At 36.7% G+C, this 21,266-nt stretch carries 18 protein-coding genes; 14 read left to right on the top strand and 4 right to left on the bottom strand.

Translation table 11 applies throughout. From position 1 onward, the window contains the following. Nucleotides 1-278 precede the first annotated feature (278 nt). Together GHD00_RS11975 and GHD00_RS11970 are read left to right on the top strand one after the other, a co-directional pair. Nucleotides 279-479, top strand: a complete 201-nt coding sequence (locus GHD00_RS11975; RefSeq protein WP_205600754.1) for a hypothetical protein — start codon at nucleotides 279-281, stop codon at nucleotides 477-479. Between the two features lie 20 nt (nucleotides 480-499). Beyond that, nucleotides 500-1,429, top strand: a complete 930-nt coding sequence (locus tag GHD00_RS11970) for a prenyltransferase (protein WP_163538409.1) — start codon at nucleotides 500-502, stop codon at nucleotides 1,427-1,429. A 407-nt stretch (nucleotides 1,430-1,836) separates the two neighbouring features. Here GHD00_RS11970 and mnmH read toward each other — a convergent pair whose 3' ends face one another. Then, the gene (gene mnmH / locus GHD00_RS11965; RefSeq protein ID WP_163538408.1) at nucleotides 1,837-2,877 is read right to left on the bottom strand and encodes a tRNA 2-selenouridine(34) synthase MnmH; all 1,041 of its coding nucleotides are present in this window, start codon (nucleotides 2,875-2,877) and stop codon (nucleotides 1,837-1,839) included. A 679-nt stretch (nucleotides 2,878-3,556) separates the two neighbouring features. Here mnmH and GHD00_RS11960 point away from each other — a divergent pair. The 5 genes from GHD00_RS11960 to GHD00_RS11940 all read left to right on the top strand — a co-directional run bounded on the left by GHD00_RS11960 (nucleotide 3,557) and on the right by GHD00_RS11940 (nucleotide 9,188). Then, entirely contained in the window at nucleotides 3,557-4,885 is a 1,329-nt protein-coding gene (locus GHD00_RS11960; RefSeq protein ID WP_163538407.1) for a S8 family peptidase, read from the top strand. Between the two features lie 315 nt (nucleotides 4,886-5,200). Next, complete coding sequence (locus GHD00_RS11955) at nucleotides 5,201-5,641, top strand: hypothetical protein (protein WP_163538406.1); 441 nt, start codon at nucleotides 5,201-5,203, stop codon at nucleotides 5,639-5,641. A gap of 156 nt (nucleotides 5,642-5,797) precedes the next feature. Continuing rightward, nucleotides 5,798-6,268 carry a CBO0543 family protein gene (locus GHD00_RS11950; RefSeq protein WP_163538405.1) on the top strand — a complete coding sequence of 157 codons (471 nt, stop codon included), beginning with the start codon at nucleotides 5,798-5,800 and terminating at the stop codon, nucleotides 6,266-6,268. A 201-nt stretch (nucleotides 6,269-6,469) separates the two neighbouring features. After that, nucleotides 6,470-7,825, top strand: a complete 1,356-nt coding sequence (locus GHD00_RS11945) for a multi antimicrobial extrusion protein MatE (RefSeq protein ID WP_163538404.1) — start codon at nucleotides 6,470-6,472, stop codon at nucleotides 7,823-7,825. 109 nt (nucleotides 7,826-7,934) lie between these two features. Next, the gene (locus GHD00_RS11940) at nucleotides 7,935-9,188 is read left to right on the top strand and encodes a D-arabinono-1,4-lactone oxidase (RefSeq protein WP_163538403.1); all 1,254 of its coding nucleotides are present in this window, start codon (nucleotides 7,935-7,937) and stop codon (nucleotides 9,186-9,188) included. Between the two features lie 53 nt (nucleotides 9,189-9,241). Here GHD00_RS11940 and GHD00_RS11935 read toward each other — a convergent pair whose 3' ends face one another. The 3 genes from GHD00_RS11935 to GHD00_RS11925 form a co-directional block, all read right to left on the bottom strand. Next, nucleotides 9,242-9,481, bottom strand: a complete 240-nt coding sequence (locus GHD00_RS11935; RefSeq protein ID WP_163538402.1) for a hypothetical protein — start codon at nucleotides 9,479-9,481, stop codon at nucleotides 9,242-9,244. Nucleotides 9,482-9,855: 374 nt separating this feature from the next. Then, nucleotides 9,856-10,764: a ribokinase gene (locus GHD00_RS11930; protein ID WP_163538401.1), complete on the bottom strand. Its 909-nt coding sequence runs from the start codon at nucleotides 10,762-10,764 to the stop codon at nucleotides 9,856-9,858. A gap of 13 nt (nucleotides 10,765-10,777) precedes the next feature. After that, nucleotides 10,778-11,665, bottom strand: a complete 888-nt coding sequence (locus GHD00_RS11925) for an SIS domain-containing protein (RefSeq protein ID WP_163538400.1) — start codon at nucleotides 11,663-11,665, stop codon at nucleotides 10,778-10,780. Nucleotides 11,666-11,904: 239 nt separating this feature from the next. On the opposite strand from GHD00_RS11925, the gene GHD00_RS11920 reads away from it, so the two are divergent. The 7 genes from GHD00_RS11920 (at nucleotide 11,905) to GHD00_RS11890 (ending at nucleotide 20,753) form a co-directional block, all read left to right on the top strand. Then, nucleotides 11,905-12,903 carry a sugar phosphate isomerase/epimerase family protein gene (locus GHD00_RS11920; protein ID WP_163538399.1) on the top strand — a complete coding sequence of 333 codons (999 nt, stop codon included), beginning with the start codon at nucleotides 11,905-11,907 and terminating at the stop codon, nucleotides 12,901-12,903. Between the two features lie 50 nt (nucleotides 12,904-12,953). Further along, on the top strand, nucleotides 12,954-14,306 hold the full coding sequence (locus tag GHD00_RS11915) for an ABC transporter substrate-binding protein (protein WP_163538398.1): 1,353 nt from the start codon (nucleotides 12,954-12,956) through the stop codon (nucleotides 14,304-14,306). Between the two features lie 86 nt (nucleotides 14,307-14,392). Continuing rightward, entirely contained in the window at nucleotides 14,393-15,331 is a 939-nt protein-coding gene (locus GHD00_RS11910; RefSeq protein WP_163538397.1) for a carbohydrate ABC transporter permease, read from the top strand. Nucleotides 15,332-15,340: 9 nt separating this feature from the next. Next, nucleotides 15,341-16,168: a carbohydrate ABC transporter permease gene (locus GHD00_RS11905; RefSeq protein WP_163538396.1), complete on the top strand. Its 828-nt coding sequence runs from the start codon at nucleotides 15,341-15,343 to the stop codon at nucleotides 16,166-16,168. A gap of 427 nt (nucleotides 16,169-16,595) precedes the next feature. After that, a complete protein-coding gene (locus GHD00_RS11900) occupies nucleotides 16,596-17,825 on the top strand; it encodes an ABC transporter substrate-binding protein (protein WP_163538395.1) in 1,230 nt (409 codons plus the stop codon). A gap of 20 nt (nucleotides 17,826-17,845) precedes the next feature. Next, nucleotides 17,846-19,588: a cache domain-containing sensor histidine kinase gene (locus GHD00_RS11895; RefSeq protein ID WP_163538394.1), complete on the top strand. Its 1,743-nt coding sequence runs from the start codon at nucleotides 17,846-17,848 to the stop codon at nucleotides 19,586-19,588. Nucleotide 19,589: 1 nt separating this feature from the next. Then, nucleotides 19,590-20,753, top strand: coding sequence for a response regulator transcription factor (locus GHD00_RS11890; protein WP_163538393.1), 1,164 nt, complete (start codon nucleotides 19,590-19,592; stop codon nucleotides 20,751-20,753). Nucleotides 20,754-21,266 lie beyond the last annotated feature (513 nt).

The raw sequence follows: 21,266 nt of genomic DNA, 5'->3' as shown, positions 1-21,266 counted from the left end.
AAAAATAATGGATAGCTAAACAAGCTGTTTTTGTAAGGAATGATACTGAGCTAAAAGGGGCTTATCTTCAAGAAGGATAAGTTCCTTTTTTGTAAGCAACAGGCAGTTCAATTGGTGTGTATGGAGCTGCAAAAGGAGCCTTTACCGGTAAATCAGTCATGGGTACATAAGACGGCTCTGGTGACGGTGCAGATGGAAACGAAGATAGTCCAGATGTAAAGAAAGCGGTTGGGGCAAATACTGGAACGGATACTGGTACAACGACTCGTGCTGAACGTATGCTGAAACCTGGTGAAATGACGAATAGGATGGGGAAAGCTGTATATGGAGCAGCTGGTTCTATTGCTGGTTCATCAATGGGTTCAGGTGCTGCGATATTTATTCTTTATGACCTGGTACTGGTTGATATATTAAAATGTGTTCCAAATATTGTCTTAGCGTATATTTTCGTTAAAATGTTGTCTGTACCCCATAATTAAAAATAAAAAGGATGTTTGCTATGATACCAGCTCAATCAGCATTTAGTCTAAAAGGTATTGGTATGTTATTACGTCTAGTTGCCGTTGTATTCTCCAGTGTAGCAACGATTCTATCTACGCTCCTGCCGTTGATTTTCTATTATCAAATTTCGTGGTTAACCTTATTGGGAACCACTTCTGTGCTTTTGGTAGGTGCTATTTTGATTCATGGTGTATTAACGCATGTGTTAAATGATATAGCGGACCATCAATCGGGAACAGATCAATATAGTCCAGGCATACTTTCTGGTGGAAGTAGAGTGATCCAAACGAATACAATGACGGTAACCATGCTAAAGCAGCTTGGCACATTGATGAGTGTTTTCTTAATTTTAATGGCATTTCTTTTTACTGTATTCGGTTATCTAGAATTCGCCATTTTAACCTTAGTTGGTATATGGGGTGCAGTGTCGTATTCTTTGAAGCCATTTCAATTTGCTTATACTCCTTTTATAGGAGAATGGTTGAGCTTATTTCCTACCATGCTAGCGATAGCCATTGCCTTGCCATGGATAATGCTAGAATCTATACCAGATTGGGCATGGCAAAATGCGCTCGTTAATGCCGTTTGGTGCATGGCATGGGTCATGTTTCATCATATTCCTGACAGACATGCAGACCAAAAAGCAAAACCAATGAAACGAACGTCTGTCGTATGGGCAGTAGAACGTATGGGAACTAAAGGAGCTAAATTTCCTGTTTTACTTTACTTCATGATTGTAGGATTGCTATTGATCTGGATTGCTTGTACGCGTCCGGTTGCCGCAATAGGTGTTGGTATAATCTTAGTTTATGCAATCTGGATTGTCTTAAGAGTAAATGGAGAGAATGTAGAGGAATTAACAGCAGTTGAGAAGCGGCTGCTTTGCCTCGCTCTTGCTATCGCAATATGGTTAGGTATTTTTGTATAATAAAGTGAGACTTCCATCGGTGGGGGTTTAGGCCTGTTAAGTAAGTGATTAAAGGAGTAAGGTAGATGAATCAAAGGCAGTGGAAGAAGTGATTCCAGTTGCTCTTTTGATTGTTTATTATTCTCATCATATATATCCGACCTAATCTCTCTATTCATAGGACCATTAACATAATACTCACAGCGTGCGTTGAAGAAGACTGGGTTTCCAATCCAAAAAGGATCAGATTATAATCTGATCCTTTTGTTTTACTATTTGTATTGTTGATTCGCCCGCTAAAACCTATGTTAATTTATAAGTTATTTATCATGTGAAATTGTATTTTCTCCCTCTCAACCGAACACGTTAGGATTAAAACACCTTTGCGTAAAATGTCTACGGTAACATCTATTGGATTCATAAATTACTTATCCAACATAAATACTAGCAAGCACTTCTTTTATTTTGTTCGCTGCATCTGCTGCATTTTTAGCATCAATCGTAATCGTTTTATTTTCAGCGTACTCTTTTCGTGAATGATCATAAAGCGGGTCATAGTAATACTCTAATAATAGACGAATCGCATTCGAATAGTTTTCTGCAAGTAAATGTTCTTCAATTTTTTTTGCTATCGGTGTATGAATTCGTTTTTTAATAAGTCGAAAAGCCCGAATGCATTCTTCATGGTATTCCCATGGTTGATATTCATCTAAAATATTTAGGACACGTTCTTCGACTGGCATATTAACAAAGATTTGCACACCTTCTTCTTTCTTCTTTAATAGAAATTCCGGCAGCATCACTTTTCCTATTCGCTTGCTTTCGGCTTCGAATAATACGTATGGAGATTGGTTTACTTGCAATATATCTTCCATCAAGAGAGAGTCAAAGGTTGTTTGATTATTAGGTTCCAGTCCAATTTGACCGAAAATGGATCCACGATGATTTGCCAGTCCTTCTAATTCGAGAATTGGATATCCTTCTTGTTCCAGCTGTTTTAATAAAATGGTTTTCCCTGTTCCGGTATAACCGTTAAGCAAAAAAGCTTTTGGTTGAAAATTCAATCCTTCTAACGAATCGACGACCCACTGTCGATAGGATCGGATTCCACCTTCCAATCGATACACAGGAATCCCGATAAGGTCGACAACAGTTGCAGCTGTTTTACTACGCATCCCGCCGCGCCAACAATAGACAACTTTTGTTCCGGGAAGGTTCTTAAATGATTGGATAAATGCTGGTAATTTAGTGGACATAATTTCCAGTCCGCGTTCTTTGGCAGCCTCCACACTATCCTGTTTATATAAAGTTCCTACTTCTGACCGTTCTTCATCTGAGAATACTGGAATATTAATACTTCCTGGGATTGTAGAATGTTTATATTCTGATGGTGATCGTACGTCTATCAATGTTATTTTTTGTTTTTGTTGTAGCTCTCGTAATTGTTCTAGTTTAATGTCTTGAAACATATTTTCACCTCATTGCCTGTGAGAACTATTATCATTATTGACAAAAAAATTTTTATCTTAATATAAATTTGTGTGCAAAACTCCAATATCTTGCTGGGCAATGCATTTGAACATTGGGCATGTCCAGCATGTTGTATAACATAGGCTTGTACTTTAATAGAAAGCAACCACTCATACACAAAAAGGGCGATCATCCGCTAATTAGCCATTCCTTGAAAAGACAAGAATTCACTATTAGAGGAAGCGCTATCATTTAATAGGTGATTGATCATAAGTCCTTCATTAAATGCATATGTCTATCATATCATGATAAGCGTTCGGAGTGAAATTCCCCATCTTGAGGGTATGTGTCAAGTTTTTCTTGCACTATCAGAAAGTATAAAAATTTACGTTTCGCTGTCTAGCTCCAGCGCCTACCCCCTCGAGGTCTTAAGTCGAGCCTCATTGTGGCAAAAAAGCACCACATAGAGACTCGACTTATTACCCTAGGGTGACCAAGGCGCTTGCGCTTTTCTTGGTGAAACAGTATTTACGGATTCACTTGAAGAACCATTTAGTGGTGATTCAGGATGACTTTTCATCAAAGGAAGTGCCTGTTTTTTACAATGGCTGGACAATCATGGAGGCCAAGCTCCTTCTATTCTCATATGTTAGTAAAAAATGAGAAAGAAGGGATAAGGTGTTTGGTTATTCTATGGTTCAAATAGTGCGTACCTACTGGAATCAGTTAGAGCGACCGTTACGCGATGAATTAATCAGTCTGTATCGGCCGTTTAAAAATACGCCATGCTTTTTGCATCGCATATTGGAGAACCGGTTAAAGCGAACTACCAAACTTCCGGTGATTATTCAATTTCATCCGGAGGCTTACGATACAGGTTGCCATATAGTAGAAGCGATTACGAAAAAACATCGAAAAAATAAAGTGAACCAGTATTTTTCTCGCATTTCGTGTTGTTCCGCTGATATTACCCCGAACAGCTTGGAGGAGCTGTTAACCAACTGTCACCACATTAAAAAGGTATATAGGAATAAAACGGTTCAAGCCTTATTAGATGTTGGGGTGGAATCAGCGAATGCGAAACAAGTGGTTCGAAATAATACGATGTTAACAGGAAAAGGAACGAAAATAGCGATTATTGATACAGGAATTTATCCGCATCAGGATTTAGAAGGAAGAATTACTGATTTTGTTGATTTTATTAATAACCGAGAGGAAGCCTATGATGATAATGGTCATGGCACCCATTGTGCTGGGGATGCAGCTGGAGATGGATACGCGTCATCTACTAAGTATATGGGGCCGGCGCCGGAAGCAGATTTAGCAGGCGTAAAAGTATTAAATAGTACTGGATCAGGGACCTTAGATACGATTATGCAAGGGGTCGAATGGTGTATACGATATAATGAAAACGAACCGGATATGCCGATTGACATTATAAGTATGTCACTGGGAACTCCGCCTCAGGAATATGGAGAAGAAGATCAGGATCCGCTGGTGCAAATCGTGGAGGAAGCTTGGCGAAGCGGGATAACCGTTTGTGTAGCAGCAGGTAATAGCGGGCCAGACCGGCAGACGATTGCTAGCCCAGGTCTAAGCGATCGGGTGATAACCATTGGTGCATTGGATGACCGTGATACAGCAAATAATCGGCTTGATGATGACGTGGCAACCTTCTCCAGCAGAGGGCCAACCATTTATGGTGAAGTGAAGCCGGACATTCTTGCGCCTGGTGTGGATATTGTATCGTTACGTTCGCCGTATTCTTATATAGATAAACTGCAAAAATCGAATCGTGTTGGCGAACATTATTTTACGATGTCGGGAACGTCCATGGCGACTCCGATTTGTGCAGGTGTGGTCAGTTTGATGAAACAATACAATCCAGATCTCACACCAGATGAAATCAAAGAGTTGCTGAAAAGCGGGGCTGATCTTTGGGAAGACGAAAATGGGAATATTTATGGTGCTGGTTATTTAAATGCAGAGAAGTCAATACCGCGATAAAAAAGTTTTTGGTCACTTCCCGGTTTAGCTGGGGAGTGATCTTTTTTTGTGTATGCAGTTTTGGATGGGAAAAGCAAAGAATGCCATTTCTGTCTCGAAGGGGCTAGGCCAGGATATCTAACGGTAATTTACAGAAGCAGGGAATTTGGGTGTATCTTCTGACTTTTTCTTCATACAGTAAACTCAACATTATTTTGTGCAACTTGGATTTCTTTATTCTCACTGGTTATTTGGAAAATGAATGGTTGTATAGAAAATCGGGTTTCATAAAAAGCTATGACTGTTCCTAAATTTTATGGAAAGGAATGTTGATAAATGGGTGTAATGAATAGGTTATTAGCGGCTGGAGCGGCTGGTGCAGCGGTTTATGGGATTACCAGAGGTGTGCAAAACGGGACTTTTCAGCGATTGCCGGAAACGATTAATAATGCATTAAACAATAATAATGGACAAATGCAACAGTTTACGCAGCCGATACGGAATATGATGAATCAAAATCAGGACCAAAATATCATTCAATCTACAGCCAATGCGGTTCAAAACACCGCACAAAATGCAGGTAATGCATTACAAAACACCGCGCAAGACGCAGGCAATGCGGTTCAAGACACCATGCAAAATGCAGGTAATGCAGTACAAAACACAGCGCAAAATGCAGGTAATACAGTTCAAAACACTGCAGATAGAGTTCAAGACACTGCACAGAATGCTTGGCAGTCGGTAAATGATGAAGATGATCTTATGTATGAGCAGTAATCTTCCTGTATGATGAAGCCCCCCTTATGGAATATTTCTGTAAGGGGGTTTTTAAAAAATCCCATTTGTTTAGAAATAAGGTACTCAGTGTCCATAAGTACAAAAACAGGCAGTAACCTTGAATAAAAAAGTAATGTTTAGAAATAATATGTTATTATGGAAAAATATATTCTTTGGGGACTATTATTATTAGGACTGGTATTACTCATATTAAGCTTTAAAAAATCACGAAATATTACACAATGGTTGCTTATTTTCTTTATGCAAGCTTATTTTTCAACATTTATTGGTGTAATCGTAGTGGAGAAAAAAATGGTAGAGTATCCAGTAAAGTTTTTGCCTCATTTTTTTGAAACAAGTATTTTATATGAATACCTCCTTTTTCCAGTTGTGAATATTTATTATTATCAGACAACATATCATTCCAAATTATTTGGTATTATCATTCAAACTTTATTCTATTCTGCAGGTTTAACCATATTAGAAGTTGGTGTATTTGAAAAATATACAGAGTTAGTTGAATATCATGCTTGGACATGGATTCATACGTTTAGCAGTATATTTCTTCTCATGTTGTTTATCCGGGGAATGATGAAATTAGTATGTAAAATATCAAATAAGGAGTAACCATTTTTTTTTAACAAGATAATATGATGAAAACGAAAAACGCTTGGACTTAAACCCAAGTGTTTTTACTGTGTCTTCTTTTTCTATTTTTATCCATAGTATCAAAACTACTTATAAAAAATGAAAGGTGCTAATAGCTAGCAATATTTTGTCATTTATTCTAAGATGTTTTATAAACCATGTTTTAGGAAGTGTTAGTTGATGATCAAAAGGAAAGCGATTTCAAATGATAGTGAGGTAACGTTTCGTACGCTTCTTTATTTTTTTATTCCGCTAGGCTTATCGGCGAGCTTAGTGACCATTTCACACGTTATTATTAACAGTACGCTGGCCCGGGCACCTGAACCGGCGATTGTCATTGCCAGTTATTCTGTAGCCATGAGTCTCTTTGGGTTACTGGAACGTTGTGCCGTTATATTACGGCAAACATGTTCCACCTTAGTGCGCGATAAGACTTCTTACCAATTAATGAAAAATGCTACTGTTTATGTGTTGTCCGCTATTTTTTTATTAAGTCTTACTCTAGCATACTCACCTTTAGGCAAAGCCTTTTTTTCCGTATTGCTTGGCGTTAGTGATCGAATGCTTCAACCAACGATCGATGCCTATCGCGTGCTGATGTTCGTGACGATTTTTTCAGGTATTCGTTGTTTGTACCAAGGTGTGATTATATCGAATTTGAAAACCAAATGGCTGACTATTGGGATGATTGTACGACTTTTATTTATGTCTTTTTTAGCCTGGCTTTTGCTTAAGAATGGTTGGGTGAATCATGGCTATATAGGGGCTTATATCTTTTTAGCTGGTATGGCGATTGAAGCACTTGTCAGTGTGCTGGAAGGAAGACTGATCGTGAAGGAATTACCGCAAAAAAAGGAAAGGCATAGCATTGTTCAACAATCACAGATCTTTCGTTTTTACAGCCCATTAATGGTGGCATCTTTAATTGCCGTTAGTGTCACACCAACAATTAATGCTGTCTTAGGTTGGAGTACGAAAGCAGAAGTGGCGATTGCTTCTTATGCTGTCGCTTTGTCTGTTGTGCATTTGCTGAATAGTATTGCTTCTTACATTCATCAAATTGTAATCAATTTTTATCAAAAAGACCAACGAGCTGTTGTGCGTTTTACGGTGCTCATGAGCTTGATTCCTAGCATAATGCTGACGGTTATTGCCTATTCGCCTGTTGGTGTATGGATATTTCAACATATTATTGGGGTTTCTGGAGAGCTGCTTGATCACAGTATTCTTGCATTACGCTTTTTCGTTCTATTTACTCTCTGCTTTCCATGGATTGATTTTTCCAATGGGATCCTCATGGTTAGAAGTAAAACAAAGGTCATGTCCTATTCACAAACCGGAAATGTTGTGGCGGCAGTGTCGGCATTATTTATTCTTATTTTTGTTTTTCCGAATGGAGGCGGATCGATTGGAGCGCTGGCGCAATCGATTGGCTTTTTAACAGAACTGATCATTTTGCTATTATTTTTAAATACGACATCTAAAAAGTCAAAGCAGAGAAAAGTTTTAAAAAGTGAGGAGGCATATACCAACTAGGATAAACGTGTTTTTTATCAGCATAAAATGCTATTCTAGTATTAATAGAATTTTAAAAAAACTGACATTGGTTCATGTTAACAACTAAAAATAAAGGAGTATGAGAATAGTGGAAAAGCAACGAAACTGGGCAGGGAATTACACATACAGTACGGTCAACTGGCATGCACCGGAAAGCGTGGAACAAATACAGCAACTGGTAAAGCGCTTTAATCATGTGAAAGTAGTTGGCACTCGACACTCGTTTAATAGTATTGCCGACTCATCAGATCAGATTATGACGCTTGAAAAACTGAACAAAGTGGTGTCTTTTAAACGCAGTGAACAAAAAATTACAGTAGAAGCAGGGATGAAGTACAGTGATTTGTGCCACTATCTCGAAGGAACTGGTTTAGCATTGCACAACTTGGCATCACTTCCACACATTTCGGTGGCAGGCGCTTGTGCTACGGCAACACATGGATCAGGGAACCAAAACGGCAACCTTGCTACCGTTGTAAGTGCAATGGAGTTCGTCAATGCTACTGGAGAAGTGATCTATGAGGAATCGGAAGAAAAACTGAACGCTCTAGTCGTTGGACTTGGTGGTTTCGGCATCGTCACAAAGCTTACGCTCGATTTGGTGCCAGAATATAAGATAAGACAAGACGTGTATGAAAACTTATCATTAGAGGAGTTTCAGAAAAATTTCCATACTATTTTCTCCAGTGCTTACAGTGTTAGTGTCTTTACAGATTGGAGCAGACCGGTTTTTAAACAGGTATGGCTGAAGCGTACTGTTTCAGATGAAGACATGATCGAAGCAGAATCGGAATTTTTTGGCGCAAAGCTTTCAACAAAGAACCTCCATCCTATATCTGATCATGGAGCTGAGCATTGTACCGAACAGTTAGGTGTTTCTGGTTCGTGGCATGATCGTATACCACATTTTCGCATGAATTTTACACCAAGCAGTGGGAAAGAACTGCAAAGTGAATATATTATCCCACGCGCCTATACTGCGGACGCCATTACGGCAATAGGAAAATTACGCGAACAAATTGCACCATTGTTGTTGATTTGTGAGATTCGATCGATTGCTGCAGATAATCTGTGGATGAGCATGAATTATAAACAAGATTCGATAGGTATCCATTTTACCTGGAAAGATGATTGGGAAGCAGTCAAGCAAGTTTTACCAAAAATAGAGGAACAACTTGCACCATTTAATGCTCGTCCACACTGGGGCAAGCTGTTTACGATGGCACCAGATCAAGTTCGGTCACTCTATGAAAAACTGCCAGATTTCCAACAACTGCTGCGAGAATATGATCCAGATGGAAAGTTCCGCAATTCATTTTTAAATCATTATATTTTTGGATAGTGGATAAACTGGGCTGAAGTGCTGTTAACACTTCAGCTCTTTATGTCTAACCCCTATTCTAACGTATTCAGTTCATCAAGTAATTGACGTGTTCTTTTGGCATTCCCTTCTGCAAAATTTTGAAGCCTTTCCTTTAAGGTATCATTATCGTGGATACGTTCAGCAGTTATCATATAACTTCTCATAAGTTCATTCTCCATCTCATAAGAATTTTTCAGAATACCCTTTAAACTCATGTCAGTTAGCTGGTCTTCACGATCATGATCTCTATCATAATCTTGATCATGATTCATACGTTTCACCTCTTTTATCAAACTAGTATGACTATTGTTTACTTTTCTAGTCAAAATATTCTATATTAGAATAGACTACTTTTTACGGACATCGGGTACGTTATTATAGGAAATACAGACAATATTATCTCTAAACGGACATCAGATCCCTTATTTGCTAAAGGAATCCCTCATTCTTCAAATATTTATGATAATAAGGAACTGTATGTCCGCATCACCACACAAAAGCGCTTTTTTAATAGAAATAGCGGAACATATGTCCGTCAGCTGATATTTAGAGATTTGTCACGGAATCAAGTACAAAAACTGAGCCACTACCTATTTATCGTAGTGGCTCACTTCTATCAATAGTGATTTGTAAAGGTGGGTCTATCTCATATCTTTTCCATTACATCCTCTATTTTTGGGAAAGAACTATGTCCCCCATCCTTGGTTACGGCAATAGCACTTACTTCTGTTGCAAATGCCATACTTTTTTGTATATCAAATTGATGATAAATGCCATATGCTATCGCACTCGTATAGGCATCACCTGCGCCAGTAGTATCAACGCTTTTTACCTTTTGGGCAGGTTGAAAATATTCTTGGTTACCGTCAAAAGCGATCGAACCATTTTTGCCCAAAGTAACGATGACTAAACTATTGAATAAATCGTGTAATGTACGGCCCGCTTTTTTGGCTTCCTCTATTGTATCTACTTTTTGTGAACAATAAAAGGATGCTTCGGATTCATTGACGATTAAACAATCAATATAATCATACATCTCTTGAGTGATTGTCTTTGCTGGAGCAGCGTTTAATACGACGTAACATCCATTTTCTTTTGCCTTGGCCATGGCATATTCGATGATGGGAATGGGATTCTCTAGTTGAAAAATCATGATTTTGCTCTGTTTGATCACATCTTCTGCTTCATCTACATCCTTTGTAGTAAGTTCAAAATTGGCACCTTTTAATATAGTACTGTAATACTCGCCATCTGGCATGACATGCACGAAGGACATACCAGATCGTGTATGTGCTTTTTGAAGATAAGACGTGTTTACATGGTTTTCTTTTAAACTATCAATCATGATCGTACCATATTGATCTTGGCCCACTTTCCCGATCATATAAGTGTTAAGACCTAATTTCCCACATTGGGCTGCCTGATTGGCTCCTTTTCCTCCGCTTAACTCTATTAATTCTTCTCCAGTATAGGTTTCCCCTTTTTCAGGCATTCTCTCTTGTTTGACCAAAAAATCATAGTTTAGACTTCCTAAAACCGTTATATTTTCTTTCATATATTTCCCCTCCTTATTTATTATCTTTATGGATTCGTTGATGTTTCACAGCAAGGTTGGTTCTTTCTAAGTTTTGCGTTGTTTGTTGGTAATTATTTAACACGACGGCATTGTATAAGGCATCCAAGATGTTTAAATGAACAATCCTCGTTACCGCATTTTCGCCGGTAATGGGGGAGTTATTGGCATAAGAAACCAGTTGAATATCTGCATTTTCTGTAATAGGACTCTTGACGTGATTGGTTATACAAATGGTGGTAGCTCCAGCTCTTCTAGCTGTTTGTAAGGCAGAGTTCACAGCGACTGTAGCACCAGAATGAGAGATCCCTATTGCAATATCTCCTTCATTTAATAAGGATGCAGCCATCAATTGCATATGCGTATCACGATAGGATTGCACTTCAATCCCTACTTTTAAGAATTTGTGTGCAATATCATCTGCTATACTGCCCGAACCGCCTAAACCTAGTAATAAAACCTTGTTGACATTTTTTAACGAATCGACTGCTTTTTTAAATTCGTTTTTATCAAATCCTGCCATGGTATCCTGCAGGGCAATGATAGAGTTACGAAAGACTTTCATGAAAATATCTTCCGGTTGATCGTTTACATCATATTCTTCTTGAAAATACTCATCTTGTTTATTTTGTACATAATCAGAAAGGATTTTTTTTAAAGATAGATAACCTTCACAATGCAGCTTTTTACTAAGTTTGACAATGGTTGCTTCGCTTACTTTCAATTTATCGGAAACTTCATTAATCGTCATTTTACTTAGGTCCACATGGTTTTCTAGTATAAATTCCGCTATTTTTTTTTCTTTATTACTAAGAGACGGATAAAGGCTGCGAGTGTAAATGATAATATCTCTTCCGTTCAATTGATGTTCGTCATCACCCATATAACATACCTCCTATTTTTATATAAATACATTATAAAACAAAAAAACGTTTACATCAATTCATAATATTTTTATTATTTTATTTTAAAAAGTAAAAAAATAATTCATTTAATATACAATTAACCGGTTTTAAATTATTTATTTTTTACTTATTGACATTCAAAAATAAATATTATATATTCTTACCAACAACAAATTTTATAAATAAAGTTTTTGTTGTAAAAAAGAGGAGGTAAATTATGCATAACCTAAAATTTTCATCTCGGTTAAACTCATTTTTTACAGAGCCTAATTATTTTTGGGACGAATCAAAAGAGAGTATTTCAACTTTGGATTTAATTGAAAGAATGTCGAAGGTCGAGGGGCTTACTCATGTGGAGCTCAATTATCCACAACATTTTGAAGGCGTTACCATTGATCAGATTAAAGAAAAACTTCAAGAACTTGATTTACAAGTAAGCGGTATCGCTTTGAGGTATGATCAAACTTTTTATAAGGGAGAATTCACCAATAGCGATGATTCCATCAGACAAAAAGCGATTACACTAACTGAAGAAGCAATCGATATATGTAATGAACTAGGGGGATCTGTTACGACCATTTGGATGGCGAATGATGGATTTGATTATTCTTTCCAATTAAACTATCAAGAAGCGTGGAACATGCAAGTGGAAGCGATTAGAGAAGTGGCACAAAAAAATCCGACGTCTCAAATCAGCATAGAATACAAACCATATCAACCTAGAGCTTTTACGCTTTTCAGTGATATCGGGACTACACTTTTAGGAATAGAGGATATCAATTGTGACAATGTAGGGATTACATTAGATTTATGCCACATGTTAATGAAGAAAGAAAATCCGGCCCTTTCGCTTGCGTTAGCTCAGTCGCGAGGTAAATTAATGGGGGTTCATTTAAATGATGGTTATCAAGATAACGATGATGGGATGATGCTAAGTTCTGTTCACTTTATGCAGACTTTAGAATTTATCTATTATCTCAAAAAATATAATTATGACGGACTTATTTATTTTGATACATTCCCAGTGCGAGAAGATCCTATCAAAGAATGTGAAACGAACATAAAGGTTTTCAAACAAATGAGTGAATTAATTGATAAGATCGGTGTAGAACATATTGCTCAAATGATCCAAAATAAGGACTCTATCGAAAGTCAAAATATGTTGTTGACTATCTTAAATACATTTACTGCGGATCAAGTGCAAATCAGTCAGTAATTTTTAAAATTACTGACTATGATTGATAAAAAATAATAGGAGGTATCATAATGTTATTCTCTTTTCGGAAAAGTTTTTTTGCAATATTTGTAATCGTTTTCTCTTTGGTTGTTCTAGTTGTGGGTTGTAGTTCAGAAACGGAAAATAATGCTGGAAATGCGGAAAATAACGAATCGGAAAGCAATGGCACTGATAACAATTCGGAAGATAATGTAAACTTAACATTTGCAACAGTAAGTGGGGAGAGTTTAGTTCGTTGGGAAGAAGAAATTGCAGCTTTTGAAGAAGAATATCCTAATGTCACGGTGGAAATGAGAGATTATGATGATGATTACTATAATCAAAATGCTGTAAGACTATTTAATTCCGATGATAAGCCAGACGTTGCTTGGTTTTGGGCGAATGGATTTTATCATGACATCGTAGATTCTGGTGCACTTTTACCCCTAGATGACATGTACGAAAGCGAAGGCTGGAACGGCGTGTTGACAGAACAAACATTAGAAACGTTTACTTCGGAGGATGGACATAAATATGCAGCTCCTGAATCTGTCGTATTAAATCCGATTATCTTTTATAACAAAAAAGCCTTTGAAGAAGCAGGGATTGAAGAACCTGAAACTTTCGAAGATTTTCTAACAATGGGAGAGCCGCTAAAGAATGCAGGGTATATTCCATGGACTTCCGGTATGGCGAATCCAAGTCAGGCAACAGCATTATTAGATATTGCGATCAAAAGAACGGTTAGTCCTGATCATTATCAAAGATTACTAGATAAGGAAGAGATGGATTATACACATCCAGATATTGTGGATGCATTTCGCTTAATGCAAGAAATGGGCAATAATCTAATGCCTGAAGGTGTAGCCGGGGTGCAAGCGGATGAAGCAAGAGCCATATTTGCACAAGAACAAGCGGCCATGTATAGTGATGCATCAGTAAATGCAGGACCTGGAATGTTAGGAAGTGAATTACCTGATGATTTTGAATTAGGCATGTTCTTCTATCCTGAATTCAGAGAAGATGCGGGCAGAACCATTGGATACTATGATGGGCAAGCGATTATGGCTGTTAAAGATACTGGAAAAGAAGAATGGGCTAAGAAATTTATTTCCTTCGTGTTAAGTGCTGATCGTCAAAAAGTGATGGGAGAAAATTCTTCTAACTTCCCTTCCAGAACAGATTTAACATCTGACGAAATCCTGGATGTTTATTCAGAGGTTGAGGCTGAAATGTATCAAGAAATGCAAGAAGAAGGAACTCACGTTATTTTTAACACCGTGATGCCTGGTGCTTATCGACCAGCAGCCGTTCCGTTAATTCAAGGGTTGATTATGGGTCAATACACACCAGAAGAATTTGCAGAAGAATTTAACGATATGGTACATGAAGTCCATGAATAAATAACCAATTAGTTTAGTGAACTCGCTATTATGGCGAGTTCACCCTCATTCACGATTAGAAAGGAAATAAGGAAAGGAGATTGTTCATGGATAAATCTAGTGAACTAGTAGTGAATACTCATAAAAAAAGTAAAGTATCCAGTTTGGTTGATACGTTCAAACAACACAAAATGAGCTATTTATTCATTTTACCTTCTATTTTACTCATATTACTTGCGATGGTCGTACCTTTAATCCATTCTTTTAGTCTTAGTTTTTTTAAATGGGATGGTTATAGTGAAGCTGAATTTGTTGGTTTACAGAATTATATAAAACTACTTACAGATAGTCTTTTTTGGAATGCTTTAACGAACAATTTAAAATATATTCTATTATTTGCAACTTTTACGGTAGTTTTAGGATTTCTATTTGCGGTTGCCATTGATCGAAGAATGGTAGGTTGGAGAATCTATAAGTTTGTCTTTTTCATTCCGGTTATGTTAATTACGGCAGTTATATCTGCTTTATTTGCTCAAGTTTTTGAACCGAATTTTGGTATTTTAAATACTTTACTAAAAACTGTAGGGTTAGGTGAATATACACAATTATGGTTAGGAAATCCTAATCTAACTGTATATTCTATTATTGCTGTAGCGATATGGCAAATTACTGGTTGGACAATGTTATTGTTTTTATCATCTGTAGAAGGAATACCAACGGAAATTCATGATGCGGCAACTCTTGATGGGGTATCGGAATGGCAAAGAATTTTATACATTACGATTCCGATGGTCAAAAGAATGGCCTATGTCATCATCATGCTTCAAATTATTAATTCTCTAAAAACGTTCGACTTGATTTGGGTAATGACGCAAGGCGGACCAAACTATGCTTCCGATGTATTGGGAACGATTTTATATCGTACAGCTTTCTCTCAGCAAAGTTTTGGATATGCTTCAGCTATATCCGTTACTATGACCGTTGTGGTAATGATCATTTGTGCATATTACATTAAAGTTTCTAAATTAGCAAAAATAGATGAGTAGGTGATATAAGTGTTCTTTAAAAATTTATCGAAACCAGTTGTGTATTTTTTACTAATCCTATGGACAGTTCTTGTAACGTATCCATTGATTTATATGTTTCTGACATCCGTGAAATCACACGGTGAAATATTACAAAATCCATTTGGTTTACCAGAAAATATTAAAATATCAAATTATCTTACGGCATTAACGGAATATGAAATGGGGGAAGCTTTAATCAATAGTATTCTAGTTACGGCTGGTTCATTAATTATTCTGATTTTAGTGGCTGCTTTAGCAGGCTATGCCGTAGCGAAAAAAGCTTTTCCTGGAAATAAGATATTCTTTATTACGATGGTTGCTTTTATTGCCATCCCGATTCACGCACTTGTTGTACCAGTCTATTATTTTATTGAAAATCTTGGTTTATCCAATAATTTAGTGGCAGTGATGATTATTTACGCAGCTTTTCATTTGCCTATTAGTATTCTTATTATGCGGTCATTTTTTGAAAATGTTCCAAATGCGGTGGAAGAAGCTGCAAGAATAGATGGATGCAGTGAATTCAGAACATTTTGGTATATCGCTTTGCCCATGACGAAAGTAGGGATGGCTACCGTTGCTATTATCAATGTCATCACCATATGGAGTGAATATTTATTTGCATCTGTATTATTAACTAGACCTGAATCCAGAACCTTGCCAGTAGCTGTAGGTGCCGTAAGTTCTGGTAATGCAGGGTTTGATCATGGTATATTCTTTGCATCTTTAGGCATTGCTACGATCCCCATGCTGATTATCTATTTTGTTTTCTCTAAACAAATTACAAAAGGAGTTGCTTCCGGAGCGGTAAAATGATATTTTCAGTGCCTGTCACTTCCCGAATATTTGCACATTTTTAAGAATGGTGGATTGGGGAAGTGGCAGATTTTATCGTTTTATGAGGTTATTAAACAGGCGCCAAAAAAACCACACTAGTCCAACCATCCCACCTAGAACAATTCCAAATAATAGTATAAAAGAAAGTAAATCTGTCATAAAATCCAACATATTTCCATCTCCTTATCAGTTATGAAAAGGTTACCCATCATCATTCCAGTCGTCATTTCTCTAGTGTATATTTTACTGAAATTCCCAAAATATCACCATTATAATTGTGTTGCATGGCATGCGGTTGTTTTTAAACAGAGGAAACAATTACTGTGTTGTGATAAAACAGATATAATAGTATCATAGATTTAATCATTTCTCTTTCACAATTGTTAATCGGATAAGGAGAGGTAGGATGAGATATGTCATTTATGGCATCGTTTACATGATGTTTGTATTAATAGGGTGTGATGCCGGAAATTTAAAGGAAGCCCAAGAGGCAGAACAACCTAAGGAGCTTGAATTCTTCTCATTTAAAACAGAGACAGAGCCGATTTTTAATGAACTCATTAACGAATTTGAATCCGACCATCCTGATATTAAAATAAAGCAAGTAATAGATCCTAACGGTGCTTCTGTTCTGAAATCGAGAATTGCAAAAGGCGATGTTCCGGATATTTTTATCACTTATCCGATGGAAGCTGATTATGTCATTCGGGCAAAGAAAAGATATCTTTTAGATTTAACAGAAGAGAAGTTTATTCATGATATAAATCCGATCATACAAAAACGTTACACAGTAGATGGTGATATTTATGGTGTTGCGTTAACGCAAAATGCGGTTGGTGTGTTATATAATAAAGAACACCTTTCAGATCTTGGATTGAGTGCCCCGCAAACATGGGATGAATTTTTGCAAAGTATGAACAAGTTAGAAGAATCAGGTTATAATCCTCTTATCATGCCAAATAAAGAAGCCATGCAAACGAGTATCTTTACATTAAATATTGTTGCGAATACATTTGGGGAAGAATATTGGCTGCAAGATCGTTTATCTATTAAAGATAGTAATGATTGGAAAAAGGCATCACAGAAAATATTAGATGTCTTGCAGTATGTCGATCCAGCTTCCTATGAAACCGGTTATTATGAAGCAAATAAAAAGTTTGCAGACGGGGAAGCCTCCTATTACATTATGGGAACATGGGCCTTGCCCTTAATAGAACAACATAATCCAAATTTAAATTATGGTATTTTCCCGTTTCCAGCAAATAATCAGACAACGCAACATCCTGTCCTAGGCGGGGTCGATATTGGCTTAGCCATAGATGCTGAAACGAAGTATCCAGATGCAGCCAAGAAATTTTTGGAGTTTTTAACCAGGAAGGAAAATGCTCGTCGTTTATCTCATTATGAAGGGTCTATCAGTGCAGTTAAGAATGTACAAAATACAAAAGAAGAAATACAACTTTTAGTGGAAATGATGGAACAAGGGAAAAGTATTAATTGGCCTAATCATTATTGGCCAGGCGGTACGGCGGCGGAATTAGACTTTCGAAATTATAGTTTAGAGTTTTTTTATGAACAAGATATAGACGATTATTTGAATAACTTAGATAACATGTTTCAAAAATATTATGAGTAATCTAGGATAAGGTGTTCATGATGATAACCTTTCAAAAAAAGATGTTACTTGGATTTTTATTATTTATTGTATTGCCCGTTATTTTAACAGGTTATGTATCGTATAAATACTTTTCTGATACATTGTCTAGAAATATTAGTGCACAAACCATTCAAACATTAAGCTCATTAAATCTAAATTTAAAAGAATCGGTAGAAAAAGTAAATATGTTTTCGGATTATGTTGTATCTTCTCCTGATATCCAGTCGTTTTTAAAGACGAACAATTACTCGTCAATCTATCAGTTTTATAATCAACAGCAATCAATCGCCAGTATGATGCAAGGTAATTCGGAGGTAGATGATTTTGTCATCTATAGTGAGTATGGGCATCACATTCAACTGAAAAACAATCCTATTCCTGAGTTGGATCAGTTTAAAAATAGCACTTACTACGAGAAACTGGTACAAGCTAAAGGAAAGCCGGTATGGTTAGCACCATCGGAATCTCAATGGTTTATTCATGATGAACCATTACTCATTCATTCTAGAGTTATTAAAGACATGAATACCTTAAATGATCTCGGTTATTTAGTATTAAGTGTCAATATGGCTCTTTTTGATGATATTTTCACCCAAATAGCAGGGGAATCCTCACAAGAGATGATCATCAACGAAAACGGAACGATATTATATTCCTTGAATCATGACTTAATAGGGGAAACCTTACAGATTGAAAATAGGAGTGATATTCAATCAGGTAATCAAGGTTATGTGGTAACAGATTGGAATGGTCAAAACAGTTTAATTACTTATATGCCGACCGATTTTCAAACAGGAAGATCCAATGAATTAATGTTAGTTTCGGTTCAAGATTGGGATGTGTTAGCGGAAGATATCCATTATATTCGGAATTTGAGCATATTTTTAATTCTATTTGCTGTAGCGATTGCGGGAGCTTTTCATCTATTGTATTTAAGACATGTATACCGTTTTGTGGGATCTCTCTTACAATCTATGAAACAAGTAGAGCACGGTGTGTTAGATTATAAATTAAAAACCTTTCATATTAAAGAATTAGATGTGATTACCCATAGTTTTAATAAGATGCTGGATACTTTTAAAAGGTTATTAAAAAATATAAAAGAAGAACAGGAGTATAAACGAAAAGCAGAATTTCAAGTACTCCAGCAACAGATGAACCCGCATTTTCTTTATAATACGTTAGAGTCGATTAATGCTTTAGCTTCTTTAAATGGACAGAGAGAGATAAGTAAAATGACGATCCATTTGGGTAAATTATTGCGTATAAGCATCAATGGCAGTTTTGAAGTGACGGTGGAAGAAGAAATACGTCATATGAAAAGTTATTTAGAAATTCAAAAAGTTCGCTACGATAATCGCTTCTCTTATCAGGTGAAGCTGGATGATTCTTTAAAAAATGCGTTTATACTGAAACTTGTTCTACAGCCTTTAGTGGAGAATATATTGCTTCATGGGTTACATGACGAACAGAAAACGATGATTACTATTCAAGGGGAGCAAAAGAATGGAATGGGTATTCTTTGGATTGAGGATAATGGAACAGGTATAGAACCTTCCAAGTTACATCGGTTAAATAAGAACATGGAAGAGCGGCTTTCCCCGAAAAATGGAGGGCACGGTATCCAGAATGTCCATCATCGATTACGTATGTTGTACGGTGATCATTATGGGTTAATTATTTGCTCAGAGCAACATAAAGGGACGTTGATAAAACTAACATTTCCGATTAAAGGGGATTAATATGTTATTACATGTATTGCTTGTAGACGATGAACCACTGATTTTAAAAAGTGTTGAGCATAGTGTCGATTGGGAGAAACTGGGGTGTAAGGTAGCGGCAAAAGCTAGTAATGGCAGGCAAGCAATGGAGTGTATGTCTGATTATGAGATTGATATTTTAATTACAGATATTTCAATGCCTAAATCTTCTGGAATTGATTTAATTAAAGAAACACAAAGGATGGAAGAAAAACCGCTATCCATCTTAATTAGCGGGTATGATGATTTTGAGTATGCTCGTGAAGGGTTGAAATATAATGCGTTTGATTATATTCTAAAACCAATTGATTATGATGAATTGGAGCAATGTGTGGAAAAAGCTGTCCAACAGTTAAGAGTTAAAAGGCAGGAATTGTATGATGTGAAAAAGAATATGATTTATGAAGCTTTTACGAATGGACATATCCATCATCCCTATAACACGTCATCTTCCGTTTATTTGCCAATGGAAATGCATGCAGATGATGAAATGAAAATGCTAGAAACATTGAATGATAGAATTGGTGATTTTTCAGCCAATACCTATCTTTTTAGCCAAAAAAATAACTATTATATCGTCATGATTGAGTGTGATTCTTTTGATACGGAGAGGTTAACTAAACTAAAAGAACAGGTCATGAATGGGTTGAAAGAAATGACGGATGATTATCAAACGATTGTTTTATATGATGAATTTGTTCGATTAGAGGAACTAAAAGATGCGGTGAAGCAAAATGCCAAGTTAATGGAAATGGAAAAATTCACTGATGAAAAGCTTATTACCAAGAGTTATATGGAAGAGTTTTATAAAAATAAACAGTCTATTGCTTATTTAATAGATCAAGCACTTGAGTTTATGGAAAACCATTTTGATCAAGATATTGGAAATGAAGAAGTGGCGGCAAAAATAGGATTAAGTGTTAGTTATTTCAGCTGTATTTTTAAAAAAGCGATGAACATGACTTTTTTAGAGTATTTAACCGATATACGTATCCAATATGCTTGTCAGTTTTTAATCGAGTCGGATTGGAAGACATATCAGATTGCAAACAAAGTAGGCTATGTAGATCAACGTTATTTCAGTCAAGTATTTAAGAAAAAAGTAGGGATGACCCCAACCGAATACCGTAAGAAGCATCAAAAATAGTTATCGCTAATTGGCGGTAACTATTTTTTTTCATGTTAAGAAAAAATAATAATAGAAAAGCCAATGCCATGTAAGAGAAGAAAGTATCAACCATCAAATTCGTTCGTAATATCCAAAAAATGCGATTTAGGTTTCCTACCATTCTTTTTGAAAATTAGTGTTGGAATACGCTCCGACAACATACTACGCTTTCCGCGGGCACGGCCTCAGCCTCCTCAGAAGCAAAGAACGCTTCTTCCGGGGTCTTCGGACACGTGCTGTTCCCGCAGGAGTCTACGTATGTTGTCTCCGCTAGTAGTGATGATCTGATTTTTGAAAGAAGAAAGGTTGTAATATCAGTGTTCCATGGAGTTTCTCTCGCTTGAACAGAAATACCACAATAAGCTGCGGAAAAATGCGACACTCCTGGGGGAATAGCGCGAGCTGAAGATCCCGCAGGCAGTGGTTTTCTGCCGAGGAAGCTGAAGCCGTGCCGCGTGCCTAGCAAGCCGTTCATTGCTAATTGGTGAAAGT

Source organism: Gracilibacillus sp. YIM 98692, from assembly GCF_010993965.1.
GTDB lineage: Bacteria > Bacillota > Bacilli > Bacillales > Amphibacillaceae > Gracilibacillus.
Note: the sequence above shows the minus strand (reverse complement) of the source record. Positions and strands in the feature narration are given on the sequence as shown.